A 21,268-nucleotide genomic window follows, 5' to 3' on the forward strand; every position below is an offset into this window, starting at 1 on the left:
GCGTCATCCGCGTTCCATTCTTACTCAGAAACCAACTTCTCCAATCTCTCAGAAACCGCAATTTCTTTCCCGTTTTTAAAGATCCTGAAACCTTTTCCTTTTTTATATTTTTCTCCTGTTTTGTCCCAAAGAATCGTAATAATATTACCATGATACAAAACGTTATCCAGACAAAACCAATCCCATTTATCCTGCGGAATCAACGGATTCACCTCAATCTTTTCATCTGCTCTTGGGCGTAAACCTACCAATCCTGTAATCATCAAATCGTTGAAGGTCGAATGATTATAGTAACGGCTTCTTTCCCTGTCGCCCATTAACCAATATCCTGTAGTTTCGTCCAGATATTCTCCAACATACGGCCTTCCTCTGTAATATTGGGACTCTACATATAAATTCATTTGTTTGAAATAATCAGACTTTGTAACAAAATTCTGATCGTAATTGTTCAGCACATTGGCCAAAGCAGTCAAGGTTTGCGAACTGGCAAAAGGCCAAACAGCGCCGTCCCATTCGCAGGTTCCCGTTCCGTGAGTTCTAAAACGCGGACTTCTTCTTTCTGCCGTAGTCAAACCAAAAGGTGCAGAAAATCCTTTTTCGTCTTTAATCTGTTCCCAGGCTTTTTCAAAACCTTTATTTTTTTGTGGCAAATTAAAATACCACGGAATAAATCCGATTGCTTCACGCACCTGCGCTAAAGTATCTTTTTCTGTAAAGGTTTCAAAGAATTCGCTTTTCGAATTCCACAGTTTTGTTTCTACTAATTTTTGCAGTGTATCTGCTTTTGCCTCAAAATAACTTTCTTGTTTTGCGTCGCCTTTTAGCTTTGCAATTTTCGCCAAAGCAGTTGCATTTCCAAACATATAACTGTTAATTGTTGGGCGCGCATTTCTAAATTTTCTGGCACCGCTCAACGATTCTTCCATTCCGTCTTTTACATCAAACTGCCAAAACAAACCGTCTTTGCGTTTTCTGTCACCTTCCCAAGCTTTATATTCCGAAACTAAATCCGGGTACATATCCAGTAAAAATTTATCATCTTTATTTACTAAATACTTGTTGTATAAAGCATCCGCAGTCCAGCTGCTAAACGTTCTTAACTTTTTCATTGGCTTGCCCTCATTTCCTCTAAACCATAAATGAACGTCCTGCTCCAAATATTGCGGATCATGAACCCATCGAAATTCATTAATATGATGTCCTAACGCACAACTAATCATATTGTATTTATCAGCATAAGAACGATCTACCAAAAACTCGGTAATGGCAAATCCCTGAGGTGTTTTCTTAATGTGTTTTCTCGCACTCCACCAACGGAAATAATAGATTTCCTCAAAGTTTTGCTGCGGACATTCAAACAACGGAATATTATTTTCCATCCAAGTCCAAGCCGAATCATTCGGAATCGCAAATTTTAAATTCTCATCCTCCATCGTATTGAAATAGTCAACATAATGTTTGAAGTTTTTTTCTTTTAAAATAACCGATTTTCCTTTTTGAGAATAGTCTGCGCCCGATTTACAGCTGTTTAAAGTTGCAATCAAAATTATAAAACCAACTATTTTGTATTTGAAATTTTGTAACATATTAGAATTATTATTCAACTTTGTTTTTTTGTTCTTGTTTTTGAGTTGCCTCCTGCTTTAGCTGGAGGTTGTAATAAATGTATCTCCAATGGCTTTAGCCGAATGCTTAGTTAGGCTAAAGCCAAAGAATTTTCTTCTTTTATTCTTCAGCTAAAGCTGGAGACAATTCAGATAATCGTTATCTAAAATTAATACCTAACAGGTTTTAAAAACCTGTTAGGATACAACATTTATTAATTCCCTGTAAAAGTATACGTCTGCCCTGCTTTCATATTCACATCATAAATAGTATAAGTTGGCAATTGTACTTTTTTCAGATTCGCCTGATCCGAAATAATCGGTTTCTTCACTTCAACATCATAAAACAACGGATTTGTATTTTTCCCTTTTGCTTTTTTAAGCGAAGATCCTTTTAAAGTATTCTCTACTTTCAATCTACAATTTCCTCCAATTTTAGAATAGATTTTCAACTCCGAAACTTTATTGTTTTTCCAGGTCATATCAATTACAAATCCGCCTCTGGCAACTAAACCTTTTATGCTTCCGTCTTTCCAAACACTTGGTAAAGCAGGTAATAAATGAATTGCATCTTCCTGATTCTGCATTAACATTTCGGCAAAACCGGCTGTGCATCCAAAGTTACCATCAATTTGAAAGGGCTGATGCGCGTCTAACATATTTGGGTACGTTCCGCCGCCTTTTCTTTGTTCTGCTGTTACCAAGTGTAACTGATCCTGAATCAGTTTATAAGCATGATTTCCGTCTAATAATCTGGCCCATAAATTTACTTTCCAGCCCATTGACCAACCTGTGGATTCGTCTGTTCTGTAAATTAGTGATTGTTTTGCTGCTTCAAATAATTCAGGTGTTTTTGTTGCCGAAATCTGGTTACTCGGATATAATCCGTACAAATGCGAAACATGTCGGTGATTGTCTTTCGGATTATCCCAATCGTCCTGCCACTCTTGTAACTGATTGTGTTTTCCCACTTTCATTGGAGGCATTTTTGCCAGAGCTTCACTTACTTTTTTTACATAAGCAGCATCTCGCGAAACCAATTTCGAAGCTTCGATAACATGCGTAAACAAATCAAAAACCAACTGGTTGTCCATTGTAGTTCCAGACGCGATTGTTGCTTTTCCGGTTCCGCCCGCATGTGTATTCTCAGGTGAACTCGAAGGCACTACAACCAAATATTTTGTATTGGGATCTACAACCATAAAATCAAGGAAAAAATCTGCTGCTCCTTTCATAATCGGATAAATTTCTTCCAGATATTTTTTATCTCCTGTGTATAAATACCTTTCCCATAAATCCTGACAAACCCAGGCACCGCCTGTTGGCCACATTCCAGATGCTGCCGAATCTACAGGAGCCGTAACGCGCCAGATATCAGTATTATGATGTAAAACCCAACCGTTTGCACCGTACATCATTCTGGCTGTTTCTGCACCCGTAACAGCCAGTTCTTTTGCCATTTGAACAAAAGGTTCGTGCATTTCCTGAAGATTGGTGACCTGTGCCGGCCAATAATTCATTTCGACATTGATGTTTGTCGTGTATTTACTATCCCAAGGCGGTGTTACCATATCATTCCAAATTCCTTGTAAGTTGGCTGGTTGTCCGCCTGGCTGTGAACTCGAAATTAAAAGATAACGCCCGAACTGAAAATATAGAGCTGCCAATTGCGGATCAAATTGTTTCGAAAAATCCCTGATTCTTTCGTTTGTTGGTTGCTGCACCAAATCATTTGAACCTAAGTCTAAAGCTACTCTGTTGAAGAATTTTTGATAATAATCGACATGTGATTTTTTAATGGTTTCAAAATCTTTTACTTCGGCCTTAGCCAAATAACCCTTGCTTTTGGCAATTTCATCGCCCGATATGTCTTTATAATTTTTAAAATTCGTTGCAATCGAAATGTATAAGGTTACTTCGTCGGCTTTGTTGATGCTTAAAACGCCGTTGCTCGCATCAATTTCTCCGCCTTTATTTTTAGCGGTAAGTCGCCCCTGAAACTTTACTTTTCCTTTTACGCCTTCAAAATTAGTTCCTAAACCTGAGAGTATAATTTGGTTTCCTTCTGTCGAAGCTACCGTTTTATCAATCGGACTGTTCATGAAAACATTACAGGTAATTTGTCCAGGCTTACTGGCCGAAAGTTTCACTGCAATTACCTGATCTGAAAATGCGGTTAAAATTTCTCTGGTAAATTCAACGCCGTTAACTTTGTATTTTACTTTTGCTGTCGCATTGGTAATATCTAAATCTCTGTAATAATCAGTATATTTTTGATGTCCGGCAAAAGAAATATAAACGCTTCCAAAAGTCTGATACGGCATTCCGTCATTGGTTTGCGACATGATATCCTGCGTTGCCAGTTCCTGTGCTTCATCAAATTTTCCGTCAAAAATTAACTGGCGGACAATTGGTAATGCTTTCAAAGATTTTGAGTGTGCATTGCTGTTGGGAGAACCTGCCCAAATGGTTTCTTCATTCAATTGCAAACGCTCTACCGCCGGATCTCCAAAAACCATCGCTCCCAAACGACCATTCCCTAAAGGCAGAGCTTCGTTCCAGATGGCAGCGGGTTTATCGTACCATAATTTCAGATCGTTTTGTGCTGTTGCAGTAAGCGAAAAAATTCCGAGACAGATTGCTGTAATTTTATTTCTTAACTTCATGTTCTATTTATTTTTTTGCCACGAATTAGACGAATTGGCACTAATTTTTTTAAAAATTTTTATTTCAATTTCTCTAATTTATTTTGCCACATATTAAAGGATTTTCACTGATTAAAAAATCTGCCAGATCTGCAACATCTGCGTGAAAAAAAAACACTCTCGCAGATTTTGCAGATTAGGGAGATAAAAAAATCCTTTAATCTTTTTAATCTGTGGCAAAAAAAATTCGTGCCAATTAGTGAAATTAGTGGCAAATAACTTTTACTTTTTAACCTCGTAAATCTTATTATTTTTCTCGCCAAACATTTCGTATAATTTGTCGATATCTTTCAGAGCATTTTTTGGTAAATTTTCGGCTTTATTTCCAAATACATATAATTTGTCATAAGGTTCAATCACACAAGTCGACTCGTCGATTTCGCCTTTATCATTTTTAACCTTATTTAAATCCAAGCCTAAATATTTTGCCATAAACGGATACAGAGCCATACGTTTTGAAACGCCGAAATCATGTCCTTCTTTGGCAAAATGTGCATTTTCGACTAAATCTTTCTTTCCGTACAATTCATAGGTTCTCTGGATAAAAGGAAATTCCAATTCCGGAACTGCCAATGTCCAGTCTTTTCCATCCGAAACAATCAATTGTGGTTTTGGAGCCATCATGGCTGAAATTTCAGCGTTATTGGTTCCATTACCGCAAAGGTGAATGCCACGTCCGCTTTCGCATGGACAACCGCCTGAAAAGTGAGACGAAACCATTACAACCGGAGCCGAAACTTTGATTCTGTCATCTAAAGCTGCTAAAAACATCGTGTGCGAACCTCCGCCAGAACCGCCTGTAACACCCACTCTTGTCACATCGGCATTTTTTATTGTTGCCAAATAATCCAATAATCGAATACCGCTCAAAACCTGAACCGTCGATGCAATACTGTTTCTGTGCGTTTGTTCCGGAAATTGCAATAATGATTCTCCCCACGCAAACAAATCATAACTTACTACAATAGCGCCCATTTTGGCCATCATTGCACAGCGGTACTGCTCGTCTTTTCTATATCTTCCGTCGCCGAAATGTCCGTCTGGCGTTAGAATAATTGCTGCTTTTTTATTTAGCGGATACGGTTTGTAAATCGAACCCGTTGCATAAACTCCCGGCAAAATCTCCAGGGCAATATTCTCAACGCTGTAATCTTTATAAATTCTTTTTGGAGTTAAAAGTGGCTTAGACTTTGGTGTTGGGGGCGCCTTGTCTAAACCAAATGACGTAATCATACACGCTTTTAACTCTTTTTTACGTTTTTCCCATTGTTGTTTAGTTGAATAAAGGCTTTCCAAATAGAACAAACGTTCTTTTCCTTTATCGACAGAAACTTTATGGTTTTCGTATTTTCTGATAATGTAAGTCCCGTCGGGCTGTTTGAAATACATCAACTCAAACGGTGCCAGAATGTTAGTTAACGAAATAGCGAGATTTCCGGGTTCGATTCTCCAATCGGCATAATCTAGTTCTTTCCCTTTTAGTAAGCCTCGGTCGTCGTTTATTGTTACGTTAAAAACAGTTTCTATTTTCTTTAATGTTTCTGAAACGGGTTCTCTAAAATTAGTGTCAGAGGTGCTTTGCGCATTGGCAAATGTCAAAGCACAAATCGAAGCTGCAATTGTAAATATTATTTTTTTGAGATTCTTCATTTTATATTGTTGAGATTTTAAACGCTGATGAAACGGATTTACTTCGTAAAGACGCGGATAAAAACGGATTTTTTTTTAATCTTTAATCTGATAAAGCAAATAAAAAAATCCGTATAATCTGCGTCTTCGCAAAAGCGAATCAGTGTCATCTGCGTTCTAAATTTTACATTCAATTGTATATTTTCCTGATCCAAATCTCAGGTTTTTAGTTACTTTTTCATTTACTCTTATCTCTGTATCTTTTGCAACTGGCAATTTTATGGTTGCCGATGTATTCACCGGAATTTCAACCTGCAAAATAAATTTACCCTCTTTCTTTTCCCAGGACGAAACAATTTTTCCGTAAACCGATTGATAGTCCGCTTTCGCGAAAGTCATATCGCCCACCACTTCCGGCTGAATGAAAAAATGCCTGAATCCCGGATTTTTCGGGTCGGCTTTAATTCCGGCTAAACTTTGATAAAACCATTCTTCAATTTGCCCAAGCATAAAATGATTCCAGGAGTTTCCCTTTCTCGGATCCCATTGCTCGGTTAACGTAGTCAGGCCAAATTTAATCTGAAAACCATAACCCGGCGCATCATAATGATTGTGCATTTTATACATGGTTTCATTTTCGCCATTTTGTGCCAGAGCCTGAAACAAATAACGGTTTCCAACATCACCCGTTGTTAATCGGTCACCTTTTGCTTTAATATCGGCAATTAAATTCTGCATAACCGCTTCTTTGTATTGCGGTTCTACAATATCCATAAAAACCGGAACAGCATTACTAAACTGACTGTTTGTGCCGTATTGTTTGGTTTCTGGATTGAAAAATTCCTTGTTAAAAGCATTTTTTATATCTAAAGCCAAAGTTTCATATTTCGAAATATCATCTGTTTTGTTCAACAATTTAGCTGCCTTTGCCACCAAACTCGCTCCATAAAAATAATGACTTGTCGCAGAAAGTGCAATCGGACTGTTTTTTGAATATCCTGCTGCGTGTGTTCCGTAATCGTACCAATCGCCTAATCCGTGAGATACGATGTGGTTTGTAGATTTTGTTCCTAAATAATCCACGTACTTTTTCATTACAGGAAAATATCTTTCCAATAAAGAAGCGTCGCCGTAATATTCGTAATACATCCATGGCAGAATTACGGCTGTCACGCCCCATTCTGGAGAATCGGTAAAATCGCCTCCAAAAACTACATATTCAGGAACGATGGTCGGGATTAAGCCGTTATCTCGTTGTGAATCAGAAATATTCTGCATCGTGGCAGGAATAAAATTTTGGAGGTTATAATTGAACATTAAACCCGGACCATTTAAATGAATTTCTTCTAACCAGCCTAATTTTTCACGCTGCGGACAATCGGTAAAAACGCTTTGGAAATTACTTTTTATCGAATTGTTAATCAGCTCGTGCGTCTTATTGAAAATTTCGTTCGAACATGCAAAACTTCCTGCTTCTCCAGCCGAATTGTAAATGAAATTCGATTTTAAATCAACGACCGTAGGAAGTTCTTTGTTTTTAGCTTCTTTGTAATTGATATTCTCTATCTGAATGTATTGGAATCCGTAGAAGCTGAATTTTGGCGTCCATTCTTCGGTGCCTTTTCCTTTTAGAGTATAATCGTAATAATAAGGTTTTCCGGATCTTCCCTGCGCAATAGTTCCGTCTTCATTTAAACCTTCGGCTACCCACACACGAATAGTCTGCCCCTTTTTTCCTTTTACTTTAATGGTTGGAAATCCTGAAAGATTCTGCCCCATATCAAAAACATAAAAATTAGGTTTCAGTTCTTTTACCGTTTTTATTTCATATTGTTTCTGAATCGTAACGGGAGGTGCAGTCTGTGGTCTTAAAACTCCTTTTGGTGCTTCCTGAATTACAACTTTTTTCCAGTCCAAATCTTTGAAACCTTTGCCGTTCCAGCCTTTTTGCTCTAAATTGGCATTGTAATCTTCTCCTCCAAAAATACTATTGTAGTTAATTGGGCTTTTACTGTATTTCCAGCTTTCGTCTGATTTTATGATTTCTTCTGAGCCGTCTTTGTAAGTAATTTTCATTTTGAAAAACAACGTCGGCGGACCAAAACTCACAAAAAACTTGGTATATCTTTCTGCGAGCGTATTGTACATGCCGTTTCCTAAAAGTACGCCAATAACATTTTCGCCTTTTTGCAAGTCTTTGCCTGATAATTCATACGTATTATAATTGACGGTTTTATCATAATCGGTCCATAAAGGAGCAAATTCGCTGTTGCCCACTTTTTCACCATTGAGCATTAATTCATAATGCCCTAAACCAGAAATATAAACAACCGCTTCTTTGATTTCTTTTTTTACCGAAAATGATTTACGAAGCATAATACTTCTGCGTGACAAAGAATCTGAAGCATTAATGATCGCGTCTTTTTTCTCTCTTTTATAAGTTGCCGAGTGAAAATTTCTGCCTTCGGGCAAATGACTGTCGGCTTTTGTAATCGCACCTATCCAAACCGGATTTAGATTTGATTCTAATGAAGCGGTTCTAAAAAAAGCGGTTTTACTCCATTTAGAAACTTTGCCTTCCTGATTCCATACTTTAACCTTCCAGAAATATTTGGTTTCGGTTTTTAACGGATTTCCGCCGTAAGCGATATAGAGGTTTTCATTAGAGTTTATTCTCAAACTATTCCAAATATCCCCTTCGTCAATTTTTAATTTCTCTTCAGATGAAGCAACCAAAATCTGATAACCTATTTGTGTTGCATTCGATTCTTTAGAAACCAATTGCCAACTAAATCTGGGCTGCTTTTGAACCACAGCCAATGGATTTTCGGCCATTTCTGTGGTTAAATTTATAGCCGAAATTTGCCCTTTAGAAACGAGCGTTACTAAAAGACAAATTGCTAATACTATATTTTTGAAATTCTTCATTATTATTTGTTTGTCTACAAAATATTGCTTCTTTTTTGTCATCCTGACGAAGGAAGGATCACACAAGTAGCTCGACAATGATTGTCGATCAACTTTGAGGAGTTTCTTGTGTGGTCCTTCGTTCCTCAGGATGACAAGATTGCGCTCAACTTTACAACTTTTTCGTTATCAACGACTGAATATTAAAAACTGCTTCCGGGATTAATTTTCCGGTTTGAGGCAAATCATCGTAGTCATCCGTGTCTGGCGCTGTGTCCGGATTTGGTGAATATCTCTGTTCGCCTGTGCGGAACATAATTCTTTCAAAACCATCTACCGGAGCATAAAATATCCTTGTTGATTCTTTTTCGTCATTTACTTTTATCGTGTACGAACGTGTTTTCACATTCAGTTTTACATTTACTTTATATTCTTTTCCGGCTTCGTATTTGGCGATGGTATTGAAACGCGCTCCGGTTTTTGTTTTCAATTGTCCGTCCGCATCAAAAGTCAATCTTACGGCAGGCAATCCTTGTTTGTTTTGAAATTCAACCTGCAATAAACCGTGATTATTTTGTTCCGGTTTAACTGTAAAAGTGACTTCCATTTTCTCTGCAAACGGAATAACACGTTCTGCACGGGCATAATCAAAATGATCCTGATCTCTTAAAGTTAACCATTTTTTACCGTCTTTCTTTTCGATTTTGGTCGAAGCCCACGCCAAATCGTAGGTGTTCCATAACTTTAATTCTTGTCCGTCAGGAAGTTCATTAAAAATATCATTTGCATTTTCGTTTACAACAGCAGTAACCGGAACGGGAATCGATGCTACCCAAATATCTTCTTTGTTTACACTGTAACTCACCCAAAGTTTTCCGTCAGGCGGAGTTCCGTCACCTTCAGAAATTCCACGAACGTATTGCGGGCCTGCAGATTTGTAGTTTCCGCCATAACGCATCGGACTGATTTCGCCATGAACCAATAATAAATCTTTGTAATTCAAACCATCATCACTTGTTGAAATCGCCAAAGGCCAACGATATTCTGATGGATTATAAACAGTCGCATAACGATTATCAGATGTTTTTTGTCCCCAGATTTTGGCGTTGCTATTTACAAAACCGGGCGCACGAACAGGCATATATTCCCACGATTTTCCGCCATCTTTACTGATCGACGTTAAAGCGTGTTTCCATAAACCGACTACATCGCCATTTGGTAAATGATACGAACTAAGCGCTTTGTAAGGTTTTTTTAATGGAATCAATTCGTCGTCGCGATCGGCTTCTTCAACCCATTGCTGTAAAATCAAAGGATCTGAAAGAATTTCTTCGCACGCTTTCTTTAAACCTTTGTCTTTTGCCTGAGTATAAAATGGAAAAGCCGATTTTGACTTGTCCCAGGATTTGTTGTATCTGATGAAATAAATTTCGCCAAAACTTCCGTCTTTTTTGATTTCACGAATGACACGTCCAATTCCTTTTCCATCGTTGGGATCGTCTTTTTCATCCATGGCAATTCCGTAATACGCCAGGGCAAAAAGTCGTTTGTCTTTTGAAGTATAGAATCCCATTCTTTGGTGCATAATCGCGTCGAGATTTTTAGCTACGCCTTCAACGCCTTCTTTTTTCCACCCGTCAGGAATATGATAAATAGGAAAAATTACTTTTGGCATTTTCCAGGCCACACCATCTTTTGAAGTCATAATCAATGTCTGGCTAGGCGGAATATGTTCTCCCGCGGGATCACTCAGATATTGCAGATAAAAAGTGTCATTCCAATATGCCATGGTGGGCTGGTGATTGTAGGTCCATCCAAAACCATCTGCTTTTTCAGGATGTTCACGGCTGGCACGCATAATCTGCGTCGCATGAACGCCTACTGCCGGAGTCAACTGCCCGTGGTGATAATCTACATTTGAAAGTGTTTTACCAACATAACGCACGGTGTCGTTTTGAGCATTTACAGCTGTAGCAATCAACACGATTACGGCTGTTGTAAAAATGTTGGTTTTTATGTTTTGGAGAGTAATCATTTTATTTTCTTTTTTGATACTGATCAGACCTAACAGGTTTTAAAAACCTGTTAGGTTTCGTTGAGCATTATTTCTTGTCTTTCAATCCTTTTAAAACTTCTTCAGATATTGTGGTAATCGTTCCGTGTTTGTGTCCTTCCGGAAGAGTTATTTTTGAGGAAACATCTTCAAAATGAACAAAATCTGAAGTGCTTAAGGCTTTATAATTTTTTGAGCCGTAATTGTCATAATACAACAACCAGTTTTTACCGACTTTAACGACTGTTGGTCCTTCCGATAAATATTCCGTCAAAGGCGCAGAAATTTTACTGAATGGTCCTAAAGGCGATTTTCCGAAGGCTACTTTTATATTACGCATTGGTCTTGTATTGTCTTTCAAAACCAAAACATAATCTTTCTTCGCTTTCTTTACTATTACACAATCGATCACGCTGAAGCCTGGATCGTAATATAATTTTGTATCTGAAAAGGTTTTAAAATCTTTAGTCGTTACATAATACATTCTGTGGTTGTTCTTCTCTTCTTCCACTCCTTTTTCAAATCGAAACGGAATTGTTGAGGCCCAAATAATAATGTATTCTTTTTTGACATCATCATAAAAAATTTCCGGTGCCCAAACGTTTACGACTTCTGGTTCGTTTTTCATAACCGGAATATATTGTTGTTCTGACCAATAAATCAAATCTTTAGAACTGGCATATCCAAAACCGTTTCCGCCTTTCCAGTCGGTTGTCCAGACCATGTGATAGGTTCCGTCTGCTCCTTTTGTGATGGATGGATCGCGCATGATTTTACTTGCGCCGATTTCTGGTTTTAAGAATGATCCTTCCAAACCTTTCCAGTTGTAACCGTCTTCGCTGTAAGCCAGATACAAACCTTCGGTTGCGGGTTCTCTAAACGACGTAAAAAGATATAAGTCTTTCTTTTTCTGCGAATAACTCATCGCAAAAAAGAAGAGAATTAGTATGATGACTATTTTTTTCATTCTTTGTTTTTTCTTTCCTGCAAGGTTTCCAAAACCTTGTAGGTATAGTTATGCGCAATCAAATACCTACAAGGTTTTAAAAACCTTGCAGGATCGTGCGAACTTCTTATTCTGTAATCGCTTTTTTATCCAGGTCTTTTCCTTTTTTAACTGTTGTTGTTACGTTATTAAAAACATTATTTTTCAGGAAAATACTCTGGGTTTCTTTTCCATCAGCTTCAATAAAAATATCTGTTGCATTAAATGGAAAATTATTATTGATCATGATATTCGAGGCATTTTCAATTTTAATTACCGGAACTCCTTTTATGGGTGTTGATGAGCCCACATTATCTAAAATAAGATTTTTTGAATCTGATATTTTAAAAGACGAACCAATGGTAGCGTTTACTTTTACGTCGTGAAACTCAATATCTGTTGCGGTATTTACCGTAAAACCTTCTTTGCCATCCATATTAATATTTGAAAAAGAAATATTCTGAATTGGCATTTCAGAAATTCCGCGAACAAATCCGGCTTTATTTACATTTCCGCCTGTAACATTACTAATGTGAATGTTTCTGAAAATGGGTGTACGTTCTGTAACCGGTTCTGCAGCATTATCTTTATCGTAGAATAAATCCAAAATAATGGCTTCTTCTTTGATGTTTTTCATGACGATATTATCGACACGAATATCTTCTACAACACCGCCACGACCACGAGCTGATTTGATACGGATTCCGCGATCAGTTCCGTCAAAAACACAATTTGAAATCGTGATCTTCTTGATTCCGCCAGACATTTCACTTCCAATAACAACACCGCCGTGACCGCTTAACATGGTACAATTGGTAATGGTTACATTTTCTGTTGCTTTTCCGTATTTACGGCCGTCTGCATCTCTACCTGATTTAATCGTAATGCAATCATCGCCTACGCTAATGTGGCAATTTGAAATATGAACATTGGTACAGGACGAAGGATTGATTCCGTCTGTGTTTGGCGAATGCGGATTAAAAATTGAAATTCCGTTTACGGTTACATTATCACAAAACTCCGGATTGATCGTCCAGAAAGGTGAATTTTGAAACGTAACGCCTTCAATTAAAATATTTTTACAGCCATAGGCCTGAAAGAAAGAAGGTCTGAAAAATTTCTTGTCAATCGTTCTTTTATAATAAGGAGAATAGACAACTCCCTGATTTTGTTCTTCCCACATTTTTTGGTATTTCGTTTGCGGAATTGGTCCTTTTGCGGTTTCAATTCTGTACACTTCATTCCACCATGCTTTTCCTTGTCCGTCGATAACTCCTCTTCCTTTTATGGTAATGTTTTCGGCATCTTTGGCATAGAATAGTGGCGAGAAAGATTTCATTACCAGTCCTTCATAACGCATTTCTACGTACGGAAGATAATCGTCAAAATTGTCTGAAAACTTCAAAAGCGCACCCGAATCCAAATGAATCGTGATGTTGCTTTTTAGTTTTAATGCTCCGGTTAAATATTCCCCGGCAGGGAAAAATATTGTTCCTCCGCCGTTTTTAGATGCTTTTTCAATGGCGTTTTGAATGGCTTCTGTACATTTAATTCCTTTGTTGTTTCCTCCTTCGTTTAGGATATTCAGCCAGCTGTCGTTCGCGAAAGCGGTGTTAAATCCTGTGATGAAGAATAGTAATATTAGTATGTTTTTCATAGTTGTTGTTGTTTTCTCATTTTTGTCATCCTGACGGAGGAAGGACCACACAAGAAACTCTGCACAGTATTTCGCGAATCTTTGTTGAGTTTCTTTGTCGAGTTGCTTGTGTGGTCCTTCCTCCGTCAGGATGACAAACTGCTCGATTAAATGTTTTTTACTTCGATAGCAAAATCAAAACCCAGTCATTACCATCTTTTTTGATTCCCAGAGGCTGGAACTCTTTTGTTCCTGTATTGTTAACAATTCCAATTTTGATTTCTTTTCCGTTTTTTGGATTGTACCAGCTTGCTTTTACTTTATCACCGACAATTTTACCCATATTCACTTCCATTCTTTTTCCGTTGTAGGTGTAAATCAAAGCGTAATTTTGTCCTCTTATGGCGGGTAAATAATCATACCCGGATCCTTGGTTGGCGATTAAGGTTTGATCCGGAACTCCTTCTAAAAAAGGAAATTGCAACATCAATTTTTTTATATAAACCATTTGTTTTGCTCCCGGTGCATTAATTGCCGATGTCCATAATTCTTTGTTTCCGTAAGCACGTTTATCGCCTTTTCTAAACATTTGCATTACGGCATTGTGTCCGTAGGTGTAACCGGCAGCACCTGAAAGAACCGACCAATATCCGTAACGACGAACATCATTATCGGACCATTTTGGCTGTAAAGTGTCGTGCAAACCATGCGGAATTCCTTCGTATGATGGTTCTCCGTCAAGCGTAGGTTTGGTTGGTTTTAATTCGAAATCTCTTAAAACAAATTTATAATTATCTTCTTTGAAATTCGTTTTCACTGAATCCTGATCGTATCTTCTGTGACCTGACTGGAACATGTTGAAATCTAACCATTTTGCGTTATGATAGTTTTCTGAAGAATCGGTTCTTCCGAAAGGGTGAAAAGTCACTAACTGATCTGGATTGTTGGTTTTTAAAGTATTTCCAATCGCGTTCCAGATGTCCATAAATTCATTTCCGTGGGTATCACCGCCATTTAACCAGATTACGTTGGTTTTGTTTTTGTAACGGTTGGCCAAAAACGTTGCATATTCTATTGCCTGTTCTTTGCTGACTTTATTTCCTTTAGAAACGTTGGTTCCCCAAACCGGAACCATGGCTAAATAGATTCCGTTTTTGCGGGCTACTTCTAAAGTATAATCTACGTGATCCCAATAATCGTATTCTTGTTTGTTATTGAAATTATTTCCGGCGGTAATAAAAGGTTTAGATACATCTTCGTTAATCAAAGCGGCACTTCCGTAGACATTTACAGCATTAATATTGTGCAAAACCATGACCTGAACTACATTGAATCCTTTTTCTTTTCTGTCTTTAAAGTATTGATCTACTCCTGCTCTGTCCAGTTTTCCGAATGTTAACCAGCCGGTATCTCCTAACCAGAAAAATGGTTTCTCATTTTCGGTTACAAAATAATGTTGATTTTGAGACACTTTGATTTTTGGCAAAGCGCCTTTTTCTGCAGATTGAGAATATCCGCTTTGTGCCATTAGCAGAAAGCTTATAGCGAGGGCGTAGAGATATTTACTTTTCAGATTCATTTTGGTTTGTTTTGAATTGTGTTTTATTTTGCCACAGATTATACTGATTTAATGGATTTTTCCAAGCTTTGTATTTAAATTTTTATCGCAGATTTTGCAGATTCAGCAGATTAATTTTAATTCTAATTTTTAATCCTTTTAATCTGTTAAATCTGTGGCTAACCTTTCTTCACTACAAAAAGCACTTTTTCTTTTATTTCTGACTGCGGAATTACTATTGATTTTCCTCCGCTTATGTTTGCTTTTTTTGTAAAAATTCCTGTTGTTGCGTTTATCACGTATACTTCGAAAGTTCCTTTTGTGTTTGATAAATCAATTGAAATTTCCTGATCGTTTTTTAAATAGAAAAGATAGCTTTTTCCTTTGTTTTCTAATTTCCATAGGTTGTCTGAAAACATATTTCCGGCAACTAATTTCATTTCGCTTAAAGCGGAATAAAATTCAGGCAGTTCGATTTTTGGAATGTTTGGCATTGAAGCTCCCGCCATTAAAGCCGGCCATCCAAATCTTGAAGAACCATCGGTTGAATATAAAATTACTTTTTCAGGATATTTTTCGCGGTATTCCCGAACGGCTCTATAAACCTGATTGTCTGTTTCTTTTCCGGTTTTTAATTTTCTGGCGTGTTGTCTTGGTGCTAAATTTTTTCCTCCTTCTGGCGCATAAGATGATCCGTCTTCTTTATAATACCAATAACGAATGTCAATTAAATCGACTGTTTTGGTTCTTTTGGCATCGTTTAAAATAGCATCCTGCACATCTTTTGTTGCGCTTAAGCCGATGATTCCGTTTTTATGGGTTTCGTCTTTCCATTTTTGAGCTTCGTCTAGCCAAAATTCCATAAAATGAAGCGGGCCAGTATATTCGGCACTTGTTAACTGAATTACGTTGCTGTTTTCCTGAAAATTTTCTAAGGATTTTCTTATGAATCCCTGATGTAATTTTCTTCTATCTGCATTCGTAATATCATAAAACTGCTCGGCCATAAAAATACGTTTGTCTCCTGCGTACGGTGGCGGCTCCGGAAATCCGGTATTGTTGATATTGTTTGCTGAACGCCAGGGCGAACTTGACCAATGCGCTCCGGCTTCTAGTATATTGTGCTGAAAATATTGCTGATTGATTAACAATTGTCCGTTTGGTTCTGCAAGGGTTGCAAACTCAGCTAAGCGATTCCAGTACCAATCGTTAAATTTTGTTAAGTCGTATTTACTCAAATGATCCCATGCCAAATCTTGTCCGCTTCTCGCAAAAGGCTGTTCGTAAAACGGAGGCCAGACATCGGCATCAATTCGTCGTACACGCTCGTGATCATCCATTCTGCGATCGTACCATAAACCGTAATTGTGTTCCAGGGCAACAATATTATTTTTCGTTAAATAATCTACTGTTTCCTGCACTTTATCGGTGAGTCCGTTTCCTGTTCTTCCCGGTACAAAACGCGTTATATGTGGTGTCGATTTATTGACAAAATCATCGGTTAAATCTCCTCTCCACCAGGCTACGTTTGTTTCTTTTCCGGCGATTAGTTTTCCTTCAAAAATCAATAAACCATTTTCTATTTTAATTTTTGATGTATTTTTTGCTGTTTTATTTTCTGTACTTTTTAAATCATTAGCATTTTTCAATCCTGAATTATTGCTGTTGATCGAATTCAATTTTGAAACTTCTGCAATCCATTCTGGTAAACTTTTTGCAGTTGTTGCTGAATTTTTTGTCAATTCTGCCGCTACTTCCATTGTTGGACTTGACGAAGGTTCTGAACCCAAATCGTAAATAAAAGACTGAACCGGAAGTTTTCCTAATCTTGCTTCTAACTGCGCATAAAACAAACTTCTAGGACTAATGTGTCCGTTTACATCTTTCCAGTGTCCGTTTCCTCCAAATTGTCCCCAAACTCCAAAAGCCCAGTTTTGAGCTGTTGGCGGACTGTAACATTCTATTTTTGATGCTGATGACTCCCAAATTACAGAATTCGCTGCAGTCCATCCGGCGCCTCTTCCGCCTTGTTCTCTGTTATTGTAACTCAATGCTTTTCCGTCGATATTGGCAATGTCAAATAAAACTCCGGTTGCCCAGCTTCCTATCGCTCCGCTATTCTCATACGGCAAATGCGATTCGCATTGTATAAAAACGTTTGGCCCGGTGGTACCAAATCCTCCAACCGCAAAATCATGATTTCCGAATTCTGAATAACAACGTTGGAAAAGTGTTTGCTGCCCTTCAGTATAAAAAGTATGTCTTCTAAAAGACGCTATTTCAGAAATTGGTTCTGTTGCAATACAATCTTCAACTGTAATTTGCTGTGAAGTTTTTAAAATGGTTACTGCTCCGCCTGCAAAATGTTTGAAATTAACTTGTTTTACCCACGCATTTCTAGTGTTTTCAATGCTAATAGCCTGCCAGCGATGCTCTTCGTCTTTTAAATTGGAAGGATTAAAAGTTGATTTTATGAAAATATTTTCGATTCCGTTATTTTCAATTCTGCCCGGCCAGGAATAAACAGTTACTTTTGAAGTTCCGAAAACTTCATCCAGAGACATGGTAATTGGCGCGTTTAGCGTAACTTCATTTCCGTTAATTTTGGTTACAACACGATTCCATGTCATATCCCAGGCTCCTTTTTTCCAGCCAATCCAGGAGGTTTCTCCTCCAAAATCCTGCATGTTTAATTCCTTGATAAAATTATCCGTTAAAGGTTTGCTGATTTCGATTTCATCAGCAACTTTTAATTTTGAAGTGTTTTTTAATTGAATTTTTTGAGTTCCTAAAGGCGTATAAGCATTGTTGAATTCAAAAGTATCTTTGTACATTTTATCGTTTACACCCAAAATTCTAATTAGGGATTCTCTTTCTAATCCGGTCCCCAGAAGAACGGTTCCGTTTTCGCTATTGCCGCTTCCTCTTAAAACTACTCCTGATTTTCTGATGTATAAAGTCCCACTGATTTTAAAAGTTCCTTTGTCTAACAAAACCGCTCCTCTAAAACCCGATCTATCAGGCTTTAAATTGCTGACATAATCAATGGCGTTTTGAATTTTTTGAGTGGCATCTTCTTCTTGTCGTGAAACGAAAATTTTGTTTTCTAAATTCGGAATTGCTTTTTCAGAAGCCATATATCCGGCATAAGAAAAATCAAGAATTTGGTTTCCTTTATTATCTGTTGTGAAAGAAAGTTTTCCTTCTTTGGTTTTGATAATGTCGGGGAAATTATTTTGTGCTATGATGTTTCCAACAAATGACAGAGTAAAACACATTAAAACTAATGTGTTTTTGAAAGAAGGAATTATATTTTTTAATTGGATAAAATTCAACTCAATATTATTTTAAAATTTACATTTTCCTCAATCTTGTCATTTCGACGAAGGAGAAATCGCACTAGAAACACCGTTCTGAAATCGTCAATCTTTGTCGAGTTACGCGTGTGATTTCTCCTTCGTCGAAATGACAAACTTTGGGTTTATTCTTTATCTTCATTATACCTAACAGGTTTTGGAAACCTGTTAGGATACGTTTAGGATATCTGGTGACTAAATTTAAGACTTTATTGTAATAATTCTTTTAAGTTAGCCAATGTATCGGTGTTATTTTCTGTTTTTGTCCAATCTGTTTTAGATTTTGGATCAATTCCGTTGAAATATTTTTCGATATTGGTATATCCGTCTCCGTTTGCATCTTTGTTGGCATCGGAAGAATCATTTGGGTTTAGTCCGAATTTCTTTTCCCATGCATCCGGAATTCCGTCATTATCAGAATCTTTATAGGATTTTCCTTTGTAAACCGGATATCCGCCAACCTGATCAGGATGTGTAATAATTCCCTTTTTATAAGAGTCAGCAGGCAATCTTCTTTTAATAAATTCCTTTCCAATTGCGTTTTCTAAACCGTCTTTTACTTCAATTTTTCCGGTGCGTACTTGTTTAATAATTCTTTCGTCAACGGCATCTCTTTTTGGAATTGTTGCTCCTACGTTATTCAAAACAAATTCATACGCTTCTTCAGCTTTCATAATTTTGAAGGCAGGCATTGAGAATGGTTTTGGCTGTTTGATTGCTTCTAAAAATGATTTCTTTTCAGCTTCCGGAAGATCTTCCAGTTGTACCCCGCCGTTCCAGTTATCTGCTGTAACTTCTGGAGATCCAGCCATAAAATTTCCTGAAACATAGGCTCTTCCATATTGTTTTGGCTGAATATAACCTGATTCCGGTTTTACAATTCTGTAACGAATTGGCTGATCTGCAGGAGTAATTGGTCCCGGTTTGAAATAATTATTGATGATGTTTAACATCGAACGATAATCACCGCCATCCAACGTACGATTCCACCAATTGAATACCACATTGTTTACAAAATTAAAATCGCCGTACATTCCGATAGAAGCGTTTCTGGAGATATTATCTGCCCATAAATTGCGCATAAACGTACTGTTTAATCCACCAATTGTGCTTCCAAAAGCGTGATTGTACGTATCTAAACCTTCTGATGAAATGGTATTCTGAATGGTAATATTACAAGCCGGCAATTTCTCCAGTTTCGATTTTGCATTCGCTGCAAACTGATGTCTGTAAAGCGAAATATTTTCGTCTAATCCCCAGCTTACTGAGCAGTGGTCTATGATAATATTTCCCATTGGGTTTCCGCCTAAGGCATCGTCTCTTCTGGTCACTTCTGTAGCCCCTCTTCTAAAGCGTACATGTCGGATAATGACGTCATGCGTATCGATTTCAAGTGTTTCGCCAGCGATACAAATTCCGTCACCCGGTGCAGTTTGCCCTGCAATGGTTACGTAAGGCGCACGCATGCTGATTCTTTTTTTCAATTGAATAATTCCGGAAACGTTAAATACGATAGTTCTTGCTCCTACTGCTTCGCAGGCTTCTCTAAAAGTTCCTTTTCCGCTGTCTTCTAAACTGGTAACTACAAATATTTTTCCGCCACGGCCGCCTTGTGTAAACGCTCCGCCACCTTCAGCTCCAGGAAAAGCAGGAATATCTGCCTGAACAAAATCCTTTGGGTAAGATGCCCAGGGTAAATAAGGTTTTCCATGTTTGGCTTCTTCCTGAATAATATGATAATTGCTGGTCCAAATTTCGTTTAGTCTTTTTTCTTCGTCAGCCAGCAACGCATCCGCTTTTTCCTGAACTGGTTTTGGAATTACGGGATATTGTGCGTACGCCGAAGATACAAGTGAACAAAATGACAATGCCAAAAATGTTCTTTTTAAAGTATGGTTGGGGAAAATATTTTGCATTTGTTAGTATAGTTCTTAGTGATTAGTAACTTGTTCTTAGTGATTAGTTCTTAGTGTTTTTGAATTCTTACTCTTTACTAAGTACTTATCACTAAGGACCGGGGACTATTTATTACCTGCTTTTGCTTTTTCTCTTTGCTCAACACGCTCGTGCCAATCTTTACTTTCTTTATTTAAATCGTAACCTTGTTTGGATAAATAATTATTGATTCTTCCTTTGTATTTACCAAACCAGCCGTGTTTTTCTTTAGAGGAACCACCATCCATTGCATGTTCTCTGGCTTCAACTAAAGCTTTGTAGATATAATCTTTTTGTTCTGCGGTTAAATTAGGAAGCATATCATTGTAGCCTGCAACTGTTATAGGCAGTACGCCATAAGTCATTCCGTCTTTAACTTCAGTAATTTTGTCTTCTGATAATTCTTTACCTAATTTTTTAAGATAAGATTTATGCAATTTTGCAATTGATTCGTCTGCTTTTGCTTTCAGTTTATCAATTTTTTCATTTTGTTTTTCTTTTGCTAAACCCGCATCTTCTTTAACTTTTTTGATTTCAGCATCTCTTCCATCCTGAATTTCGCTTAAATCTCTAAATTGCTGCGCGATAATATTTGAAACTGCTTTTTCTTTTTCAGCATTTTGTAAATCTAATTTGGTAACGATTTTTGCTGCTCTTTCGTTGGTAACCTTAACATATTCCGGATCCAGATGCTGTTGTGCATTTAAAGTTGAAAATGCAAATACCAACAATAATAGAACAGCATTTATTTTACTTAGTGCCATGATTTTTATTTTTTAATTGTATTGTAAAACATAGTTTCTGTGGCTAAAAAAAGTCAATTGATTTTTTGTCTATTTTACTTTTTTAAACTCGCAAAGTCGCTAAGATGCAAAGTTTTTTATGCTTTTACTTTTATAA

The 21,268-nt window shown here is 37.3% G+C and carries 11 protein-coding genes; all 11 read right to left on the reverse strand.

Going from position 1 to position 21,268, the window contains the following annotated elements; all coding sequences use genetic code 11:
* Positions 1-20: 20 nt before the first annotated feature.
* Entirely contained in the window at positions 21-1,586 is a 1,566-nt protein-coding gene (locus JOD96_RS13430; protein WP_209564749.1) for an MGH1-like glycoside hydrolase domain-containing protein, read from the reverse strand.
* Positions 1,587-1,819: 233 nt separating this feature from the next.
* Positions 1,820-4,270 carry a glycosyl hydrolase family 95 catalytic domain-containing protein gene (locus JOD96_RS13435; RefSeq protein ID WP_209564750.1) on the reverse strand — a complete coding sequence of 817 codons (2,451 nt, stop codon included), beginning with the start codon at positions 4,268-4,270 and terminating at the stop codon, positions 1,820-1,822.
* Between the two features lie 261 nt (positions 4,271-4,531).
* Positions 4,532-5,959 (reverse strand): acetylxylan esterase, encoded by a 1,428-nt coding sequence (locus tag JOD96_RS13440; protein ID WP_209564751.1) that lies wholly within the window; start codon positions 5,957-5,959, stop codon positions 4,532-4,534.
* Positions 5,960-6,115: 156 nt separating this feature from the next.
* Positions 6,116-8,866 (reverse strand): glycoside hydrolase family 78 protein, encoded by a 2,751-nt coding sequence (locus tag JOD96_RS13445; RefSeq protein WP_209564752.1) that lies wholly within the window; start codon positions 8,864-8,866, stop codon positions 6,116-6,118.
* A 151-nt stretch (positions 8,867-9,017) separates the two neighbouring features.
* A complete protein-coding gene (locus tag JOD96_RS13450; protein WP_209564753.1) occupies positions 9,018-10,880 on the reverse strand; it encodes a six-hairpin glycosidase in 1,863 nt (620 codons plus the stop codon).
* Positions 10,881-10,947: 67 nt separating this feature from the next.
* A complete protein-coding gene (locus JOD96_RS13455; protein WP_209564754.1) occupies positions 10,948-11,865 on the reverse strand; it encodes a glycoside hydrolase family 43 protein in 918 nt (305 codons plus the stop codon).
* A gap of 106 nt (positions 11,866-11,971) precedes the next feature.
* On the reverse strand, positions 11,972-13,540 hold the full coding sequence (locus JOD96_RS13460; RefSeq protein ID WP_209564755.1) for a glycoside hydrolase family 28 protein: 1,569 nt from the start codon (positions 13,538-13,540) through the stop codon (positions 11,972-11,974).
* Between the two features lie 157 nt (positions 13,541-13,697).
* A complete protein-coding gene (locus JOD96_RS13465) occupies positions 13,698-15,098 on the reverse strand; it encodes a glycoside hydrolase family 140 protein (protein ID WP_209564756.1) in 1,401 nt (466 codons plus the stop codon).
* A gap of 158 nt (positions 15,099-15,256) precedes the next feature.
* Positions 15,257-18,355, reverse strand: coding sequence for a DUF6298 domain-containing protein (locus JOD96_RS13470; RefSeq protein WP_209564757.1), 3,099 nt, complete (start codon positions 18,353-18,355; stop codon positions 15,257-15,259).
* A 287-nt stretch (positions 18,356-18,642) separates the two neighbouring features.
* Entirely contained in the window at positions 18,643-20,349 is a 1,707-nt protein-coding gene (locus JOD96_RS13475) for a polysaccharide lyase (RefSeq protein ID WP_209564758.1), read from the reverse strand.
* A gap of 105 nt (positions 20,350-20,454) precedes the next feature.
* Positions 20,455-21,132 (reverse strand): DUF3826 domain-containing protein, encoded by a 678-nt coding sequence (locus JOD96_RS13480; RefSeq protein ID WP_209564759.1) that lies wholly within the window; start codon positions 21,130-21,132, stop codon positions 20,455-20,457.
* Between the last annotated feature and the right edge of the window lie 136 nt (positions 21,133-21,268).

This window comes from Flavobacterium sp. 1355, from assembly GCF_017833415.1.
Classification (GTDB): Bacteria; Bacteroidota; Bacteroidia; order Flavobacteriales; family Flavobacteriaceae; genus Flavobacterium.